The 17,854-nt window shown below is 64.0% G+C and carries 15 protein-coding genes and 1 pseudogene; 8 read left to right on the top strand and 8 right to left on the bottom strand.

What is annotated here, in order from left to right:
* Nucleotides 1–46 precede the first annotated feature (46 nt).
* The 4 genes from iolD to ACVW00_RS00295 all read left to right on the top strand — a co-directional run bounded on the left by iolD (nt 47) and on the right by ACVW00_RS00295 (nt 5,377).
* Complete coding sequence (gene iolD / locus ACVW00_RS00280; RefSeq protein WP_457108904.1) at nt 47–1,936, top strand: 3D-(3,5/4)-trihydroxycyclohexane-1,2-dione acylhydrolase (decyclizing); 1,890 nt, start codon at nt 47–49, stop codon at nt 1,934–1,936.
* Nucleotides 1,937–2,007: 71 nt separating this feature from the next.
* Nucleotides 2,008–2,964, top strand: a complete 957-nt coding sequence (locus tag ACVW00_RS00285) for a carbohydrate kinase family protein (RefSeq protein WP_457108905.1) — start codon at nt 2,008–2,010, stop codon at nt 2,962–2,964.
* Complete coding sequence (locus tag ACVW00_RS00290; protein WP_457108906.1) at nt 2,964–3,818, top strand: 5-deoxy-glucuronate isomerase; 855 nt, start codon at nt 2,964–2,966, stop codon at nt 3,816–3,818. The genes ACVW00_RS00285 and ACVW00_RS00290 overlap by 1 nt, the downstream gene beginning before the upstream one ends.
* 89 nt (nt 3,819–3,907) lie before the next feature.
* Entirely contained in the window at nt 3,908–5,377 is a 1,470-nt protein-coding gene (locus tag ACVW00_RS00295) for an aldehyde dehydrogenase family protein (protein WP_457108907.1), read from the top strand.
* Between the two features lie 44 nt (nt 5,378–5,421).
* Here the strand turns inward: ACVW00_RS00295 and ACVW00_RS00300 are convergent, their stop codons facing one another.
* The 3 genes from ACVW00_RS00300 to ACVW00_RS00310 are packed head-to-tail and all read right to left on the bottom strand — an operon-like array spanning nt 5,422 to nt 8,326.
* Entirely contained in the window at nt 5,422–6,303 is an 882-nt protein-coding gene (locus ACVW00_RS00300; RefSeq protein ID WP_457108908.1) for a Cgl0159 family (beta/alpha)8-fold protein, read from the bottom strand.
* The gene (locus ACVW00_RS00305; protein WP_457108909.1) at nt 6,300–7,556 is read right to left on the bottom strand and encodes a CaiB/BaiF CoA transferase family protein; all 1,257 of its coding nucleotides are present in this window, start codon (nt 7,554–7,556) and stop codon (nt 6,300–6,302) included. Before ACVW00_RS00305 ends, ACVW00_RS00300 begins: the two co-directional genes overlap by 4 nt.
* 26 nt (nt 7,557–7,582) lie before the next feature.
* On the bottom strand, nt 7,583–8,326 hold the full coding sequence (locus tag ACVW00_RS00310) for a GntR family transcriptional regulator (protein ID WP_457108910.1): 744 nt from the start codon (nt 8,324–8,326) through the stop codon (nt 7,583–7,585).
* Between the two features lie 612 nt (nt 8,327–8,938).
* Between ACVW00_RS00310 and ACVW00_RS00315 the strand changes: the two genes are divergently transcribed.
* The 3 genes and pseudogenes from ACVW00_RS00315 to ACVW00_RS00325 form a co-directional block, all read left to right on the top strand.
* Entirely contained in the window at nt 8,939–9,139 is a 201-nt protein-coding gene (locus ACVW00_RS00315; RefSeq protein WP_457108911.1) for a hypothetical protein, read from the top strand.
* 28 nt (nt 9,140–9,167) lie between these two features.
* The gene (locus ACVW00_RS00320; RefSeq protein WP_457108912.1) at nt 9,168–10,166 is read left to right on the top strand and encodes a Gfo/Idh/MocA family protein; all 999 of its coding nucleotides are present in this window, start codon (nt 9,168–9,170) and stop codon (nt 10,164–10,166) included.
* Nucleotides 10,167–10,248: 82 nt separating this feature from the next.
* Nucleotides 10,249–10,625, top strand: a pseudogene (locus tag ACVW00_RS00325) (IS30 family transposase); the annotation flags it as partial.
* A 203-nt stretch (nt 10,626–10,828) separates the two neighbouring features.
* Here ACVW00_RS00325 and ald read toward each other — a convergent pair.
* The 5 genes from ald to ACVW00_RS00350 all read right to left on the bottom strand — a co-directional run bounded on the left by ald (nt 10,829) and on the right by ACVW00_RS00350 (nt 16,498).
* Nucleotides 10,829–11,956, bottom strand: a complete 1,128-nt coding sequence (gene ald / locus ACVW00_RS00330) for an alanine dehydrogenase (protein ID WP_457108913.1) — start codon at nt 11,954–11,956, stop codon at nt 10,829–10,831.
* Between the two features lie 234 nt (nt 11,957–12,190).
* Complete coding sequence (locus tag ACVW00_RS00335; RefSeq protein ID WP_457108914.1) at nt 12,191–13,078, bottom strand: sugar phosphate isomerase/epimerase family protein; 888 nt, start codon at nt 13,076–13,078, stop codon at nt 12,191–12,193.
* Nucleotides 13,075–14,145, bottom strand: a complete 1,071-nt coding sequence (locus ACVW00_RS00340; RefSeq protein ID WP_457108915.1) for a Gfo/Idh/MocA family protein — start codon at nt 14,143–14,145, stop codon at nt 13,075–13,077. The genes ACVW00_RS00335 and ACVW00_RS00340 overlap by 4 nt, the downstream gene beginning before the upstream one ends.
* Complete coding sequence (locus tag ACVW00_RS00345) at nt 14,142–15,125, bottom strand: SDR family oxidoreductase (protein ID WP_457108916.1); 984 nt, start codon at nt 15,123–15,125, stop codon at nt 14,142–14,144. Before ACVW00_RS00345 ends, ACVW00_RS00340 begins: the two co-directional genes overlap by 4 nt.
* Before the next feature lie 53 nt (nt 15,126–15,178).
* Nucleotides 15,179–16,498, bottom strand: a complete 1,320-nt coding sequence (locus ACVW00_RS00350) for a DegT/DnrJ/EryC1/StrS family aminotransferase (protein WP_457108917.1) — start codon at nt 16,496–16,498, stop codon at nt 15,179–15,181.
* A gap of 232 nt (nt 16,499–16,730) precedes the next feature.
* Between ACVW00_RS00350 and ACVW00_RS00355 the strand changes: the two genes are divergently transcribed.
* A complete protein-coding gene (locus ACVW00_RS00355; RefSeq protein ID WP_457108918.1) occupies nt 16,731–17,774 on the top strand; it encodes a LacI family DNA-binding transcriptional regulator in 1,044 nt (347 codons plus the stop codon).
* Nucleotides 17,775–17,854: the final 80 nt, after the last annotated feature.

The raw sequence follows: 17,854 nt of genomic DNA on the forward strand, positions 1-17,854 counted from the left end.
CGGCACACCCACCGTGAAGATCCGTGGTAGCGAAAGGGGCGTTCCCGTGTCCGAGACCATCCGCCTAACCGCCGGGCAGGCATTGATCAAGTACCTGATCAACCAGAGCGTGGAGCGCGACGGCGAGGTAAACCGGTTCTTCGCGGGTCTCTGGGGGATCTTCGGGCACGGGAACATTGGCGGCATCGCGCAGGCGATCCAGCAGTACGAGGACGAGTTCCCGTACTACCTGTCCCGCAACGAACAGGCGATGGTGCACACCTCGATCGCCTACGCGAAAATGAAGAACCGCACCCAGGCGTTCGCCTGCCTGTCCTCGATCGGGCCGGGTGCCACCAACATGGTCACCGGCGCTGCGACAGCGACCGTGAACCGCTTGCCGGTGCTGATCCTGGCTGGCGACTCGTTCGCCGAGCGCGTCCAGGCGCCGGTGCTGCAGCAGATCGAATCCGAGCACTCCCAAGAGGTCACCGCCAACGACGCATTCAAGCCGGTCGTGCGGTACTGGGACCGCATCAATCGCCCGGAGCAGCTGATCACGTCGCTGCCGGAGGTCATGCGCACCCTGACGTCACCGGCCGACACGGGCGCCGCGTTCATTGCGATGCCCCAGGACGTCGGCACCTTCGCCTACGACTACCCGGCCGAATTCTTCCGGCCGCGCGTCTGGCACATCCCTCGCAACCGTCCCGACATCGGCGCCATCGAGCGCGCGGCGCGGGTCATCAGGAACGCCGAGCGTCCGCTCATCCTGTGCGGCGGAGGCGCCCGCTACAGCGGCGCCGAGCAGATCGTGGCGCAGATTGCAGAGCGTGCGGGGATCCCGGTCGCCATGACCCAGTCCGGCAAGGGAACCCTCAGCGACGAACATCCCTTCAGTCTCGGTGGGGCCGGCGTCGCGGGGACTCGCGGCGCCAACGAGCTCGCCCAGAGCGCGGATGTGATCATCGGCGTCGGCACCCGATACACCGATTTCGCCACCGCCTCGAAGACAGCCTTCCAGAACCCAGACGTGCGGTTTGTGAACGTGAACGTGTTCGAGATGGATGGCTACAAGAACGGTGGTGTCGCGGTCACCGGTGATGCGCGGGTGGCGCTCGAGGAGTTGCTCGACTCGCTGGGCGACTACCGGACCAGTGAGACCTATCAGGCCGAGGTTGCCGACCAGCGTGACTGGTGGGACGCCGAAGTGCGCCGCCTGTATGACAGCGTCGCAGGTGAACTTCCGACCCAGGCCTCCCTCATCGGCGCCATCGTCGACTCCAGTGCAGCCACCGATGTCGTCGTCAACTCCGCCGGCAGCCTTCCGGGCGACCTTCTCAAGCTGTGGAAGTGCCGGGACTCGAAGAGCTACCAGGTCGAGTACGGATATTCGGTGATGGGATATGAGATCTCCGGCGGCCTCGGCGCCAAGATGGCCGCTCCGGACCGGGAAGTGTTCGTCATGTCCGGCGACGCATCCTTCCTGATGATGAACTCCGAGCTTGCCGTCGCCCAGCAGGAGAACCTGAAGATCATCTTGGTCCTGATCGACAACCACGGATTCTCGAGCGTCGGCAATGTCTCCGAGCAGGTCGGCTGCGAAGGATTCGGCTGCCACTACATCTACCGAGGTGAAGACGGCAAGTACAGCGGCGGCGTTCAGCACCACGACGTTGCGGCGATCTGTGAGGGCCTCGGCGTGCACACGATGCGGGTATCGACGCTCGACCAGTTCACGAAGGCACTCTCCGAGGCTCGTGCGGCTACGGCGGCAACGGCCATCGTGGTCGAGACCGACTGGCACGAGCGCGTGCCGGGATACTCGACGTGCTGGTGGGACATGGCGACCGCTGAGGTATCAGAGATGCCGGCCGTTGAGGCTGCTCGCGAGGACTACGTGAAGAACAAGCAGACACAGCGCTGGTTGAGCACGACGCCAACCGATGAGGCCTGATGGCCTCTCACGACGATCCGATCTTCCGTTCCAGGGGAGCCGGGTTCGCTGCGTCGCCAGGCCCATGCGTCGTGCTCACGGTCGGAAGGGCAAACCTGGACCTCTACGTGTCGGCCACGGGGGTGCCGATCGCAGATGCCACCGACTACGTCGCTTCGGTGGGCGGCAGTCCGGCGAACATCGCCATTGTCGTCCGTAAGCTCGGCCTCTCGAGCGCGATTTTGTCCGCGACCGGCGCCGACTTCAGTGGCCAGTTCGTGCGCAACCAGCTCCAGGGGCACGAAGTGAGCACTGACTGGCTGCTGGAGAGCTCGACCGGCGCTACCTCGCTGGCGCTGCTGTCCACGCTCGGCGTCGACAAGGGCGAGCGTCAGTTCTACCGCCACAACCCTGCCGATGCCCACGTCGAGCCGTCGGTGGTCGAAGAGCTGCCGTGGTCCTCACTGCGCGCGGTGGTGCTGTCCGCCGACGCCATCGCCACCGGCGCGATGGCTGAGACGGTCGCGGCCGTGGCGCATGCCGCGTTCGACCATGACGTTCAAGTTTGGTGGGACCTCGATTTGCGCCCGAACTCCTGGCCCGACAACCACGCCTACAGCAAGGCGGTCACCGCTCAGATCGATCGCCGCGCGGTCGTGGTCGGCACCGAGGAAGAGTTCGCTGCCCTTCTTGACCTCGACGACCTGAGCAGCATCGACCTGTTCGAGAAGGCGATCGGAGACCGAGGGCTCGCCAGGGTGGTTCTGAAGCGTGGCGCCGACGGGGCGACCCTGTACCTGGACGGGTTCCCGGCGATCGAGGTGCCCGCACTGAGCACCGACCCGGTGTGCACCGTCGGTGCCGGCGACGCAACGGCCGGTGCACTCGTCGCCGCTCGTGTCGCCGGCCAAACCTGGGAAGACGCGTTGCGTCTCGCCATGACAGTAGCGGCATGGACCGTCGGACAGCCGTACTGCTCGACCGGATTCCCCACGACTGAAGACCTCGGCATCGAGCCCCTGGCTCCGTCGATTGAGGCGGACGTGTGATGAAGGTTCTCCACGACATCGGGCCCGCCAACGTGTCCTGGAGGTTCCTCTCCTGCCAGGTCCAACAACTCGAGCGCGACGACGTCATCGAGCTCGCCAGCGACACCGACGAACAACTCCTGGTCCTCGTGGAAGGCACCATCCACGTCACTGGGGAGGACCTGGGCGTCCTAGTCACCCGACCCAGCCCCTTCACCTCCCTCGGTTCCGTCGTCTACCTACCACCACGGTTCCCGGTCACGGTCCACGCCGTGGCCGCAAGCGAGATCGCCATCGGATCCGCCCCGGCCGAGGGTCGCAACTCGCCTCGCGTGGTCCGCCCGGACGAGATGACCGGAGAGATCCGCGGCGGCGGGAACGCCACCCGCCAGGTCGTCACCACCTACGGACCCAACCAGCCCGCGGAGCGACTGATCGCCTACGAGGCATGGGTGCCCCGCGGCTCATGGACCGGCTGGCCACCACACCGCCACGACGGCCGCGACGGATCGCCGTACCTGGAGGAGACCTACTACTACCGGTTTGACCGGGATCGTGGCTTCGGAATCCACCGCAACTTCGACGTCGCGCGCGGCCAAAACGACCTGATCCCGATCGAGGACCGCACGTTGGTCCCAGTTCCATGCGGCTACCACCTCTGCGCCGCAGGCCCGTCCAGCAACGCCTGGATCCTCAACTTCCTCGCCGGCACTCCTGCCGACCGAGACCGCCCCGCGCTATTAGACGCGTCCGAAACTTGGATCACCGGCGAGTGGACGCCAGACAGCGCGACCGACGGCACTATGCGGCTGCCCGCAGTTCCGCCCAGCCGGCCAAGACCCGCCACGACCGACGCAGAAGGCGACTCGACTTGAGCACTCTTCCCATCCCCGACGCCACGACCCCGCGCTCCGGCCTCCGGACAAGCCTCGAGCCCGGCCTCAACGGTGTTCCAGTCTGGCCAATGTTCATCGACGGCAAGGCAATCGTCGCGACCGACGGTGCAGACATGTTCGACGTCACCTGTCCGTCCCGTCCAGGCACCGTGCTGGCCCGCGTAGCGATCGGCACAGCCGCGGATGTCGACCGCGCCGTGCAAGCCGCCCATCGAGCCCTGAGAGGATGGCGGTCTCTCCACTTCAAGGACCGTCAGGCAGCACTGCTGCGGATCGCCGATGCCATCGAGACCCATGCCGAAGAACTTGCTGTTCTCACCGCCCAAGACACTGGCAACGCGTTGCGGCCACAGGCTCGACCCGAGGTAGCCGTGTTGGCCTCGCTGTTCCGCTATTTCGCCGGCGTCGCCGGCGAGTTCAAGGGTTCTGTGCTCCCCGCCGGCGACGACCAGCTCCAATACACCCGGTTGGAACCACTCGGCGTGGTGGCAGCGATCCTGCCATGGAACTCCCCGCTCATGATCGCGGGAATGAAGATCCCTGCCGCAATGGCCGCCGGAAACACGCTGGTTGTCAAGCCCGCCGAGGACGCGCCCCTGTCAGTGCTACGACTCGCGCAGATCATCAATCACTACGTGCCGCCGGGGGTGTTCAACGTCGTCACCGGTCCGGGCTCAACCGTAGGCGCAGCTTTAGTAGGTCACCGCGATGTGCACAAGGTCTCATTCACGGGCTCCACCGAGGTCGGCCAGCAGGTTGCTCGCGTGGCCGGCGCGCGGTTGATCCACTTCTCCCTGGAACTGGGCGGCAAGAGCCCCAGCATCGTCTACCCGTCGGCCGTCGACACACCCGAGCGGCTTCAGGAGACAGTCGCCGGAATCTTGCTTGCGATGCGGTTCACCCGCCAAGGGCAGTCCTGCACCGCCGGGTCGCGACTCTTCGTACACCGGGATGTTTACGAGACCGTGCTCGAGGAGCTCGTGGCAGAAGCAAGCCGGCTGGTGGTCGGTGATCCATTGGAGGAGGCCACCGACATGGGATCGATCATCAGCCGCCGCCAGTACGACCAGATCTCGTCCTATGTTGACGAGGCGCGGAATCAAAGGAGTCTTACGATTGCTCTTGACGGTCTGGCCAGCGATCGATGCGATCCCTCCCTGCTCCGCATGGGACCGACCATTGTGTCCATGGTCGACAACGGCTCCCGGCTCGCCCAGGAAGAGATCTTCGGTCCTGTACTCGCCGTCATCCCATTTTCGACGACCGACGAAGTCGTCACCCTGGCAAACGCCTCCCGCTACGGCCTCGCCGCCTACGTCTGGACCAACGATCTCGACCAGGCGCTCGCAACCGCACATCGGCTCGAAACCGGATGGGTGCAGATTAACCAGGGTGGCGGTCAGATGGTGGGCCAGTCCTACGGGGGGTACAAGGAGTCAGGCACGGGCCGGGAGTTCTCCCTGGAAGGTGCGATCGCCGCCTTCAGCCAGACCAAGCAGATCAATGTCCGGCTCGGCCCCGCATGCACGACGGGCTAAGCGTCACACCACGCGTTCCAGACTCGGCGTCAGGGCCCCGAGAGCTACTCCATAAGTGCGATCGCTGCATCCAACACACCTTCGACGTCATCGTCAGGTGGGAAAAGAAGTGAACGACCTACCACCAGCCCGAACACGGTCGGCAGTGCGAGGGCCGCGGCCCATTCATCGAGCATGCGAGCCTGATCGTCAGGAACCTCTCCGCCGAGGATCAGCGCGGGGAGCGTGCTCGCTTCAAGTGCGCTCTCTAGATCAGGTACCGCGGGCACCTTGAGCCAGACATGCGCGGCCGAAGAGCCCAAACCCGCCGCGATCCCAATGGCTCTCGCCATCGCCCCAGCAGTGAGCTCGTTCGTCACCTTTCCACCGGTGCGCTGAGACATGAACGGCTCGACCATTGCCATGAGCGAATGGCGCGCGAGCGCGTCGACCGCTGCCGCGCACGCCTCTAGAGTGCGCACCGTGCCCGGGTCGTCCGGTGCGATGCGCAGGAGCATCTTGCCTCCCTCGAAGCCTGATTCGGCTAGAGCGTCGGGGGTGTAGGCGGTGAACCGGTCGTCGAACTCGAAGTCGGCTCCCTGGAGCCCACCGCGGTTCATGGTGCCGAAAACCACCTTGTCCTTTAGAGCGCCCAAGAGCAGCAGCTCCTCGAGGACGTCCGCGCTGGCCAAGACACCGTTGACCTCAGGCCGGCTCAGTGCCACGACGAGCCGTTGGAGCAGCTCTCGCCGGTTCGCGAGGGCCAGATCCTGGCCACCTGCGCCCGTCGCTCCGCGTGCCGTGTGGTCCGCGGCGATGACGAACATCCGCCCGCAGCCATTGAGCGCAGAGGTCGGCCGCCGCCGCGCCTTCTTCGCCTCTCTGACCAACCGTGGGCGGTCTGCACCGAGTCGGAGCAGTTCGTCGACCGAGCAGACGTCGTTCATCGCGCGACCCCACGGTCTCGAAGGATCGCGATGTCCAAGTCGTGCATGTCCAGACCGGCGAGGATCTCGTCGGTGTGCTCGCCAAGCCGCGGCGCACGTACTTCCATCGCGACAGGAGAGTCGAGCAGCTTGATCGGGCTCCCGACCACCCCGATCTCGCCGCCGTCCCCATCGGGCAAGCGAACCAGCATCTCGCGCGCATGGACTTGTGGGTGTACTAGCACCTGATCGACGTTCAGGATCGCGGCCGCCGGCACTCCGGCGGCGGTCAGCTCCTCACCCCAGTGCTCGGAGGTGTTCGTCTGCAACACGTCCTCGAGCAGCACGACCAGCTCGTCCCGGTTGCGAACGCGGTCGGCATTGGTCCGGAATGCTGGGTCTTCCACGAGCTGTGGCACACCCAGCGTCTGCGCGAGCTTGGCCCATAGCTTGTCGTTGCCCGCAGCGACCATCAGGTGACCATTCGCAGTTCGAAGGGCCTGATAGGGGACGATGCTGGGATGCGCAGTGCCGTAGCGCCCCGGGACTATGCCCGAGGCCAAATAGCCGGTGGCGTGGTACGTGAGCCAAGCGACCTGCCCGTCTAGCAGCGCGACATCGACATAGTCGCCGGTGCCGGTCTCGCGGCGCTTGGACAGCGCAGCGAGGATGCCAATGACAGCCCACATCCCGGCACCCAAGTCAGCGCCCGATACGCCGAAGCGAGCCGGCGGACTATCGGGGTGGCCAGTGACACTCATGACCCCGCTGAGTGCTTGGGCGGTCGCGTCATATCCGGCCTGGGCCGCCATCGGTCCCGTCTGCCCGAACCCGCTGATTGAGGCGTAGACCAGTGCAGGGTTCTCGTCGCGCAGCGTGGCTTGGTCGAGGCCGAGGCGCGCGGCCGTGCCTGGGCGGAAGTTCTCCACGACCACATCAGCGCTGCGCGCGAGCTTGCGGAGCTGCTCAAGGCAGGAAGAGTCCTTCAGGTCCAGCGCAATGGATCGCTTGTTGCGGTTAATCGCGTGGTAATAGGCGGCGTCACGGCCAATGAACGGTGGACCCCAAGAGCGCGTGTCGTCACCAGACCAGACGTCTTCGACCTTGATCACGTCCGCGCCGAGATCGGCGAGGATCATGGTGCAGTACGGGCCAGCGAGGATCCTGGTCAGGTCGAGCACCTTCAGACCGGACAGGGCGCCTGCTCGGGTTCGCCACGGTCCCTCAACACCAGAGGGCATCGGGTGGTCACCTTTCGTGTCTTCTTGACGCATCCCTAATCGGCTGTCGTGTCCAAGGCTCAGCGAGTGGCCTCGGTGCCGTATTGCCGCTCGACCTTGGTCACGGGGAAGCGGTACATGTCGCCGCGATACTCGTGTCGGCCGAGTTCTACCGGCTTACCGGAGTCGGCGTACGTCGTGGTCTCGATCGTGAGCAGCGGCATGCCCTTCTTGACACCCAGTAGGCGCGCCGAAACGCTGCTCGCGCCCTCGGCGCCGATGCTCTGCTGCGCCATACGCATTCTCACACCGCCCTTGCGGAGGATCTCGTAGAAACCATGGGTCTCCAGATCACGAGCATCGAGCTCAGTCAGGCCTGTCGGAATCCAGTTGCGCATGATTGCGATCGGCACGCCGTCTGCCTCTCGCACCCGCTCCAAGTAGGTGACCTCGTCGCCGGGTCCCAACCCAAGTTCCTCGGCGATATCGACCTCGGCTCCGCGGACTTCGAGGGTGATCACCTTCGTGCTCGGGCGGCGATCCGCGCGCTTGAGCTCGTCATACAAACCCTCGACGCCCCCGCCTGTGCGATCCGCACGCGTAGGGAGCACCTGAGTGCCGGATCCATGCCGACGGACAAGCAGGCCGGACCGGACCAACTCGTCGATCGCCTTACGCATCGTCTGCCGCGAAACTCCCAGCGTCTCCGCGAGGCCGATCTCGCCGTCGAGGCGGTCGCCTGGCGAGAGGTGACCATCGACGATGGACGTCTCAATGTGGCGCGCCAGCCTGAGGTACAGCGGCCCGCCATTTTCTCTGTCCAAGGCGATAGGCGGAAGACCGACCGTAGGTTGGCTCTTACGGGTCCGAGGCACAACTCACTGTAACACGTACGTACAACTCTGAGGCAAGTCTGAGTCGGACGTGGAAGATGTCTTCCCAAAGACCACCCCGCCCTAGGCCCTGCCGTCCCCGTTTGCCTAGCAATGCGGAGGTGTAGAGGTCGCCTCCTTGTACGCACGCTTTAACGGAGGCAGCCGACAGTGCAACGGCGGTAGGGCGACCGTCGGTCGAGATATTCGCGGAATAGCATGATGCCGAACAGGTACGTACAAGTATTTGACAACTTCGTAGATCCAGACTTACATGTACGTACCACTGTTCGGCCCGAGGCTAGTGTCGAACAATGTACGACCGTTCAAACTCAGGTGCTCCGAAGTCGCCCGACCGAGCGGCACCGGCTGAGATTGGAGCAGCGTGCCCCCCAAAGTGCGTGTCGACGTAATCGGTGCTGGAGATATCGCACGCCAACCACACCTGCCCACGTGGCTGGTCTATCCCGACGTCCAAGTCGCCGCCGTCGCTGATCCACACTGGGCCTCGGGCAGGAGGCGCGAGAGGCATTCCGGTCGAACCTCGTCCATACCCTGCGGTCGGTGGGCTACGACAAACCGTTGATCGTCGAGCACGAGGACGTGCTGGTCAACTGGCTTGAACGCGTCAGCAGATCGGCCAAAATGCTCGAGCGGATCGTACTTTCCGAAACGCCGGACTGGAAACCGGCACATTTTGGAAGTACGCCACCGCTGGCCGCGCAGGTCTGCCGATGTGTGATCCAGCGTGAATCGAGCTCTTGATACCGGCATCCACAGACAGGAGTAGGGCGTGAGAATCGCAGTGCTCGGAACGGGACTGATGGCCCGCGTGCGCGCGGCGCACTTGCTGGCCGACCAGCGTGTCTCGTGGGTCGGCATAGCGAGTGCCAATATTGATCGCGCCGCGCGACTCGCGCGCGAGCTAGGTGCAGCGTTCTCTGGTGAGATTGAGGAGGTACTGGCCGAGCGCCCGGACGCACTCGTAGTCGCAGGTTCGAGCGACGACCACGCGTCCCACATCAGGTTAGGACTTGGGCTCGGCCTCCCAGTGCTCACGGAGAAGCCGCTGGCCATAGACCTCGAGGACTGCCGCGCGATCGTGCGCGAGTCCGAGAATGCCGGCGTCGGAGTCCAGATCGGATTCCAGCGGCGTTTCGACCATGAGTACTCCATGGCGAAGACGCTCCTCGACGACGGCACTCTAGGGAGGCTCTATGGCGTTCGTCTGATCTCGCACGATCACCAACCTCCGTCCGAACTCTTCGTCAGCGGCAGCGGGGGATTGTTCCGAGACCTCGGCGTTCATGACTACGACCTCGCGCGCTGGTTAACAGGTGAAGAGGTAGTCCAGGTCTTCGCCGTTGGCGCCAATCGAACCGACCGGGACTACTTCGCGACCTACAACGACGTTGACACAGCGCTCACCGTGTTGACCATGGAGAGTGGCATTGGCATCGTCGTGAGCAGTGCGCGACACAGCCCGGATGGCCATGACGTGCGTGCCGAGTTGTACGGATCACGCCATAACGTTGTCGTTGGATACGACGAACACGCGCCGCTTCGAAACGCAGACGGGATCCGTGGAGGCGCCACGCTGAGCCCTTGCCCGGACTTCTTGTCACGTTTCCGGGAGGCGTTCGGTCGCGAAACCTCAGCGTTCGTGACTTGGACTTCGGGCGAGGCGGAGAACCCGTGTCCGGCGATCAACGGGCTCGAGTCGTTGCGCATCGCGACCGCAGCCGCGATGTCATGTCAGCTCAATCGTCCGGTCGAACTGACGGAGGTCTAAGTCAACATGGTTGGCCCTCTCCGCCAGACGGCTCAACTACGCCGTCGCGGTCAGCCTGGTCTTCGGTTAAGAACATGAGTCCGCCACCTTCGTCGAGCGCTCCCACCCGAGTCTGATGCTCGTGGCGCTCCCCGGACGGAAACAACAAGGCCGACGCGTTAGCTGCTGCGGTCACCACGCTGCCTAGACACCTGGCCCGATCGCTGACCTGGCCTGAGCCACGAAACGGCCGAGTGCCAGCGGTTCACCAACGCTGGGCTACTTCTGTGATCCGAAGTCGCCCTGGCAGCGGGGCCAGCAACGAGAACACCAACAGCCTGCTGCGCCAGTATCTGCCCCGACGCCTCGACTTCCGCACGCTGACCCAGGCCGACTTTGACGCCATCCCCCCAAGAGCTCAACGAACGCCCTCGACAGATTTTCAAGACACCATCACAAGCACTAGCCGAGGCGTCACGTGACCGCCCTGAACCCGCTGCGGCCTCCGCGCCTTCCTCGAATGGCTACTGTGGGCGACTGCCCCAATTTTCCATCAACAGAGAAGGTCGATGGACGAGATCCACGTTTGAAGTCCGCGACGTCCGACTGATGAGCAACGCGCGGCGGAACCTGACCGTTCTGTGTCCTCGGGTTCAAAATCCATCCGTCCCCGTACGGCACGGTCAGCGCGCATCGGACAAGCCCAGGTCAGTCAGCCCGAGGGCCAAGATCCCATGTGCATTGGCGACGTGTGCGTTGGTCAGCGAGCCGGAGTGGGTGTTCAGCCCGAGGGCGAGGGTCCGGTCCTCGCGGCACGCCTGCTCCCAGCCCTTGTCGGCCACCGCGACGACGTACGGCAGGGTCGCGTTGGTCAGCGCGTAGGTCGAGGTGTTCGGCACCGCGCCCGGCATGTTCGCGACGCAGTAGAAGATCGAGTTGTGCACCTGGTACGTCGGGTCGGCGTGCGTGGTGGGGTGGGTGTCCTCGAAGCAGCCGCCCTGGTCGACCGCGATGTCGACGAGCACCGAGCCCGGCTTCATCTCCGCGACCAGGTCGTTGGTGACCAGCTTGGGAGCCTTCGCACCCGGGATCAGCACCGCGCCGATGACCATGTCGGCCTCGAGCACCTGCTGGCGGATCGCCAGCTTGGAAGAGGCCAGCCCGTGGACCCGGTTGTTGTAGCGCCAGAAGGACATCCGCAGCTTGTCCAGGTCGGTGTCGAGCAGGGTGACGTCGGCACCCATGCCCAGCGCGATGTTCGCGGCGTTCTGGCCCGACACGCCGGCCCCGATGATCACCACCTTCGCGTTGGCGACGCCGCCGACCCCGCCCATCAGCACGCCGCGGCCACCCTGGGCCTTGAGCAGCTCGTGCGCGCCGACCTGGGGCGCCAGGCAGCCGGCGACCTCCGACATCGGGTAGAGCAGCGGGAGCCCGCCCGAGGGCAGCTGAACGGTCTCGTAGGCGATCGCGGTGACCTTGCGGTTGACCAGCTCCTCGGTGAGGGGTCTGTCGGCGGCCAGGTGCAGGTAGGTGAACAGGACCAGGCCCTCCCGGAGGCGGTGGTACTCCTCGGCGACCGGCTCCTTGACCTTGAGCACGGTCTCGGCGTTGCCCCAGACCTCGTCGGCGGAGTCCGACAGCTGGGCGCCGGCCGCCTCGTACTCGTGGTCGGGGATCGACGACCCGAGGCCGGCACCACGCTCGACGAAGACCTCGTGGCCGTGCTCGACCAGCTCGTGGACTCCGACCGGGGTGATCGCCACCCGGTACTCGTGGTTCTTGACTTCCTTCGGTATCCCGACCCTCATTTGATCCGTCCTCCTGCCTAATTGATTGCTGGACCGGCGCGTTATCCAACGCTCGCCGAAAGCACTTGCAGACCGCATCGACCAGATCTCGGGTCAGGAGCGTGCAAGGAGCGTGCGGCAATCGACCGCGCTTAACAGACTGCGCGCGTCGCGTACACGCTCCTCAGCACAGCCCGAGACCCGCGCATCTTGATGGCGTTACACCATGCGGTTGAAGAGCATGAGAAGTCCAAATCAGGACTGGCCCCTGCCGCTCCCGGCTTCAGCCAGCACGGATTGCATAAAGGCGACGCTCGCCTTCACTTCCTCAAGTGAGTCGATTCCGGCTTGCTCAGTTGGAAGTATCCGATCCTGTTCCAGGACCAACCATCCGGTGTAGCGTCGAGCGGCCAACTCCGTCACGACGCCTCGGATATCGATATCACCTTGTCCGAGCGGCCGATACATTCCTCGTCCAACCCCCTGGGTGTAGGTGAGATCACCGGCCTTGACCTGTGCCGCAAGCAGCGCGTCAACATCCTTCAGTTGCACATGTGCAATTCGATCGCCTCGCGCGCTGCACAGTTCGAGCGGGTCGGTTCCACCAATCAGCAGGTGTCCCGTGTCGAGACAGAGCGGGATCGAGCTACCGTCGAGTACCCGGAGTACCTCGAACTCCTGCTCGACCACGGTGCCCATGTGCGGATGCAGCACTGCCGTGATCCCGAGTTCTGCTGCCGCCACGCTCAACAGTTCTAGATTGGAGAGCAGCAGGTCCCACTGCTCGTCGTCCAGGTGCGGGCGGGAGTCATAGCCATCGACACCGGATGCTGCTGCAACAACGAGGGTGTCAGCGGAGCAGGCACGGAGTCGCTCAAGATACGGAAGCGCATCAGCAACTACGTCGCTAGTTGGGTCGTGTAACACGATTGGCGCGAACGCTCCGATGGCCTGCAGGCCGCGCGCATTCAGTTCAGTGGCCAACTTGTTGCCGTCGTCGGGCAAGAACCCGGGAGGGCCGAGTTCGGTCGCCCGTAGGCCAACCTGAGCCATCTCGTCCAACACACGTGCAGCTGGAATCTGATAGCCCCAGCCAGGAACCTCACATATACCCCAAGAGACGGGCGCGGCTCCGATCTTCACGGCCGCACCTCGCTCATCTTCACCGGGCGCTGCTCCTTCAGAGACAAGGTCGCGGCGTCCGCGATACGCCCAGCCTCCACGGCATCCTCGATTGTGCATGGCGACGAGATGGTCCCCTCGATGACGTCCAAGAACGCCTCGAACTCAGCTTCGTACGCCGCACCGAACCTCTTCATGAAGAGTCGGTGGGGGTCCTGACCCAGCTGGTCGGCATCGTTCTCCATCGAATGCACCGGCGAGTGAACGTCCCAACCAGCCGCCGCTGTGGCGATGGATCCGTGCACCTCCAATCGACAGTCGTAACCCGACCCGTTGTAGCGGCTGTTGGACACCAACGCGATCGTGCCGTCGTCAAGGGTGAGTATCGCCGCGGCAGTGTCAACGTCACCGACTTCGGAGAATGTCTTGTCGCCCTTGTTCGAGCCCGTCGCGAAGACCTCGACAACTTCCTGTCCTGAGATCCAACGCACCGCATCGAAGTCGTGGACGCCGCAATCGGGAAAGATTCCCGCCGACGAGGCAATGTAGGTGGCCGGCGGAGGTTCAGGGTCAAGCGTCGTCGACCGAATCGTGTGCAACCATCCGAGGTCGCCGTTCTTGACCGCCTGTCGCACAGCTTGGAATGCCGGATCGAAACGGCGCTGATGACCGATCTGCACAGGTACGTTGCTTGCACGGGACCTCGAGAGAACCTCATGACTCAACGCAGTGCTCGGTGCAACTGGCTTCTCGCAGAAGACGGGGATCCCCGCCTCGAGCCCCGCCAGAATGAGCTCGGGATGAGAAGTAGTACCCGATGCAATTACCAAACCGTCGAGATCCGAGGCGATGAGAGCCCGCGGGTCCGCTGCAGCCTCAGCTCCGAGCTTCTTGGCTGCTGCCTCAGTGACCTGGGGCACCATGTCGGAGACAACAAGCGATCCCACGCGGGAGAGCTCATTAATGGTCTCGGCATGAAACTGGCCAATGCGGCCCAGCCCGACGACGCCAATCCGATATTGATTCATTGATGCTTCCGCTCTCTCTGATTGACCTTCGAAACTGATCCGCGCACGCCCGTCGGTCACCCCTGGTCGTGACGAGTGACCCGCTCAGCCACGGGCCGGACCTCGCCGGTTGCCAACTGATTCTTGAGCTCGAGCAACAACTGCTTCGCCGAGGGCAACTCGTACCCGATCGACAAAGCTGTCGAGCGAGCGCTCAGACTGGTGTCCTCCGGGATTGGCTGCGGGGGCATCACCGATCTCGGCGGTGGGCCCGCCAGGATCAGGTTCGCGTCGAGCTCGAAGACCTCTGCCGCAAGGACGGCGAGTTCGCTGCGAGACACAGAATCGGCTCCGCAGCAATGGAAGACGCCGCGCCGGCCAGTCGTCGCTAGCCGTCGCATCATCTCAGCACTCTCGCTCGCGAGGCTCGGGGTCGCTCGCATGTTGATGTCGTTGCTCTCCCACACCGTGAACGGCTCACCCCTCTCGAGGCTCGCAACAAGTGAGGCCACGAAGAACCCGAAGCCCCAGTCCTGGGACCGCGGTGTCTCATGTCGAGCCCAGTGAAGGCCATTCACCCCGGCGATGCGCGCAACGATCGGCTCGTGTGCGCGCTCGAGCGTAACCAGCTCGCCGGCGGCCTTCAGGAAGCCATAGAGATTCACTGGGTTCGGGGGCGCCGATTCATCCGAATCAGGACTCGTCCCATCGAAGACCCAATCCGTTGACACGTAGACCATCGTCGCGCCGACACTGTTGGCGGCGTCGATGACATTGCGAGTCGCGACGACGTATGAGTCCCACGCCGCGGTGCGGTTCGAGTACATCTGTTCGAAGTCGTTAAGGATCGCGGAGTGGATCACCAGTTCAGGGGAGAAGTCTCGGACGGTAGAAGACAGAGTCGAGCCGTCGAGCAGGTCCACGCTGGCGAACGCGCCAGGCAGTTGTAACTGAGGAGCAGTCCGACCAAGAGCCAACACGTCATCGCCGTGCCACTCGCCACACAGTTTCACGACGTTCGAACCAACAAAGCCCGTGCCCCCTGTGACGACTACGCGCATTGGTGCCACCTCCTTCGATTGCCCTTCACGCTCTGAACCCGTACGGCGCCGGCTCAGGCGGTCCTCTCGTAGGCGCGCAAGTCGTCGAGCTTCGCCTCGACCTTGACGAACGCGTCGACCATGCTCTGGATGAACTCGGGGTCGTAGTCGATGTAGTTCCAAACCAGGTTGAAATGGTTCTTGACCTGGTTCTCAGCGTGTGGCAGTTCGATCTTGGTCGGGTCGTAGTTCGCACGCTTGAGGTTTTCGGTCCACATCACGCGCGGGCCGTTCCAGTCAGGCGATAGACGCGGCGCACGGTGGACGGGACGCGGCAGGTACTCGTATGAGTACAGGCCTTCGGCGTTTAGCGCCTTCAGGTAACTCGCTTTGGACACCCCGGCCGCCTCTGCGTCGAACGTCACCAGTACCTGGTGGATCGCCGAGACGTCGCCCTCGTGCAACAGGCTTGGGATCGACACCGTCTTCAAATCTGCGATGCCTTCGCGAAGGATCTCCAGGTGCCTGCGGCGAACCTCGTTGTCGGGGTCGACACGCTCAAGGCAACCCTGCATCAGAGCTGCGCTGACCGGAGCGAGACGGAAGGTGTAGATCAACCCGTCGACCGCGTCTCGCAGCTCATCGGGGAATCCAGGCTCGGCGGCACGACCCGGCAGTTCGCCCATTCCGGCGTGCTGCGTACTCACCACCGTTTTCCAGTAGACCTCTTCGTGCTTGGTGACCATGAACCCGGCCTCAGTTGCTGCGATGGGCTTGACCCCGTTCGCCGAAAACCCGGCTGCATCGCCGAAGCCACCAATGCGCTTGCCTCGGTGCCGAGCACCGTGGGCCTGGCTGCCGTCCTCGATGACCTTGAGATCGAACTCATCGGCAATCGCGCAGAGAGCGGTCATGTCGGCTGGGTTGCCGAAGATGTGCGGCACTAGCAGTGCGCGCGTTCGCTCGGTGATGCGTTCGCGTACCGACTCGGGATCCATTAGCCCGGTGCCCTCGATCACGTCAGAGAACGTCGGAATGCAGTTGTTCTGCAGGATGCTCGAGATCGAAACCCCGTAGGTATATGGGGACGTCATGACCTCGTCGCCAGCAGTCAACTCGAGTCCGATGAGAGCGCCGTGGAGCGCTCCATTGCCGGTCGACGTTCCAAGGGCCCACGGAACACCGAAGAACTCGGCAAGGGCCGTCTCGATCGCGTTGATCTCAGGCTGGTGCTTGCTAAGACCGAGCGCGACACCGTCTTCGAGAAGGCGCGCGACGTGCGCGCGTGACTCCTCGCTCCACACCGGGTACTTGCGGGGCGCCGCAACACGAGCAGGCCGGCCACCAAGCAGCGCGAGGCGATCGGCCACGTCGGTCGATTTGATGAAGGTCATGAGTGGTCCCCTTGCCGATTGCATCCCGAATCGCCTAGGGCTTGGGCGCATGAACAGATCGCCGCTGGTCTCGACCATGCTGGTCGCGTTCCACGCCTCGACGGGATTGTGCCGGACCGTTCCGGCATCGAAACGACACGCTATTCGACCCCGTTGGCACCTGTCAACCGGAACGCTTCGAGCTCGTCGGTCTGCCGTGCCGGACCGAGCCGAGCATCTATACACTGTCCCGGTGACTGGGACGGGTTCGAATTGGGGTGCTACTGCGCTGCCCACGATCCGCGACGTCGCGCGGTTGGCGGGGGTCTCGAAGACGACGGCCTCGGACGCGCTACAGGACCGCGGACGAGTCTCCACCGCAACCCGGACACGGGTCGAGAACGCTGCTAAGGCGTTGGGCTACCGCGCGCATGCCGGGGCACGCGACCTGATACGGCGCCGCAGTGAAATCTTGGGGCTATTGGTCGGCGACTTGTTCGACCCGTTCGTTTCTGAGCTAACGGGCCACCTCGAGCATTACGCGTCTGCCAACGGCTTCAAGGTGCTCCTGGCTACAGCAGGTCCGGATCTTCGAGATTCCGAACGAGCGCTCACGAACCTGACCGAGCACCGGGTAGCGGCTCTAATCCTCGTCGCCTATGGAGACGATGAGGAGGTTGTACGGGAAACCGTGGGCCACACCACCCCAGTGGTCTCACTTGCCTCCAGTGGACCGGGTCTCTGCATCGGTGTTGACGATGTCATGGGGTCGATCATGGCCGTTGATCATCTCCTAAAGCTCGGTCACACGCGTATTGCTTACCTCAGCGGAGCCTTGCTGCCCCCGGCGGTCGACAATGCCCGGTTTACCGGCTACAAGGCGGCTCTCAGGGGCGCGAATATCGGACAGGAGGCTGCGCTCAGGTGCACCACCGGCAAGCGGTCAGACGAGAGGCGCCTGGAACCTATTCGGACAATGCTGACTGCGCCTGATCGGCCTACAGCCGTCTTTGCCACATCTGACGTACTCGCGCTCGAGTTGATGGGCTGCGCTAGTGAGTTGGGGTTGCAGGTACCCCGAGATCTGTCCATCGTGGGGTTCGACGATATCCAGATGGCAGGCCTTCCCATGATCGCGCTCACGACGGTTATGCAGCCCGCTGCCGAGCTGGCGGAAATGAGCGTCCGTGCCGTGCTGGAACAGCTTGCCGGGGAGATCACTGCGACCCCGCGCCTTTTGGAGCCCGACTTGATCGTCCGCAGGTCTACCGCCCCTCCAGCCGATCGAGTTGACTGATCCGATCCTCCCTTGAGGTGCGCCCGGCCGTTCAGATTGCGCCAAAGGAACCCGTCCGTATTGGCGAGAGCCGCCCGCTG

It is taken from the genome of Marmoricola sp. URHA0025 HA25, from assembly GCF_054059435.1.

What these genes read in the sequence shown, in the direction of transcription:
- ACVW00_RS00350 (WP_457108917.1), bottom strand. Translation starts at nt 16,498, where the DNA reads ATGACCTTCATCAAATCGACCGACGTGGCCGATCGCCTCGCGCTGCTT.
- ACVW00_RS00345 (WP_457108916.1), bottom strand. Translation starts at nt 15,125, where the DNA reads ATGCGCGTAGTCGTCACAGGGGGCACGGGCTTTGTTGGTTCGAACGTC.
- ald (WP_457108913.1), bottom strand. Translation starts at nt 11,956, where the DNA reads ATGAGGGTCGGGATACCGAAGGAAGTCAAGAACCACGAGTACCGGGTG.
- ACVW00_RS00295 (WP_457108907.1), top strand. Translation starts at nt 3,908, where the DNA reads ATGTTCATCGACGGCAAGGCAATCGTCGCGACCGACGGTGCAGACATG.
- ACVW00_RS00300 (WP_457108908.1), bottom strand. Translation starts at nt 6,303, where the DNA reads ATGAACGACGTCTGCTCGGTCGACGAACTGCTCCGACTCGGTGCAGAC.
- ACVW00_RS00290 (WP_457108906.1), top strand. Translation starts at nt 2,964, where the DNA reads ATGAAGGTTCTCCACGACATCGGGCCCGCCAACGTGTCCTGGAGGTTC.
- ACVW00_RS00305 (WP_457108909.1), bottom strand. Translation starts at nt 7,556, where the DNA reads ATGCGTCAAGAAGACACGAAAGGTGACCACCCGATGCCCTCTGGTGTT.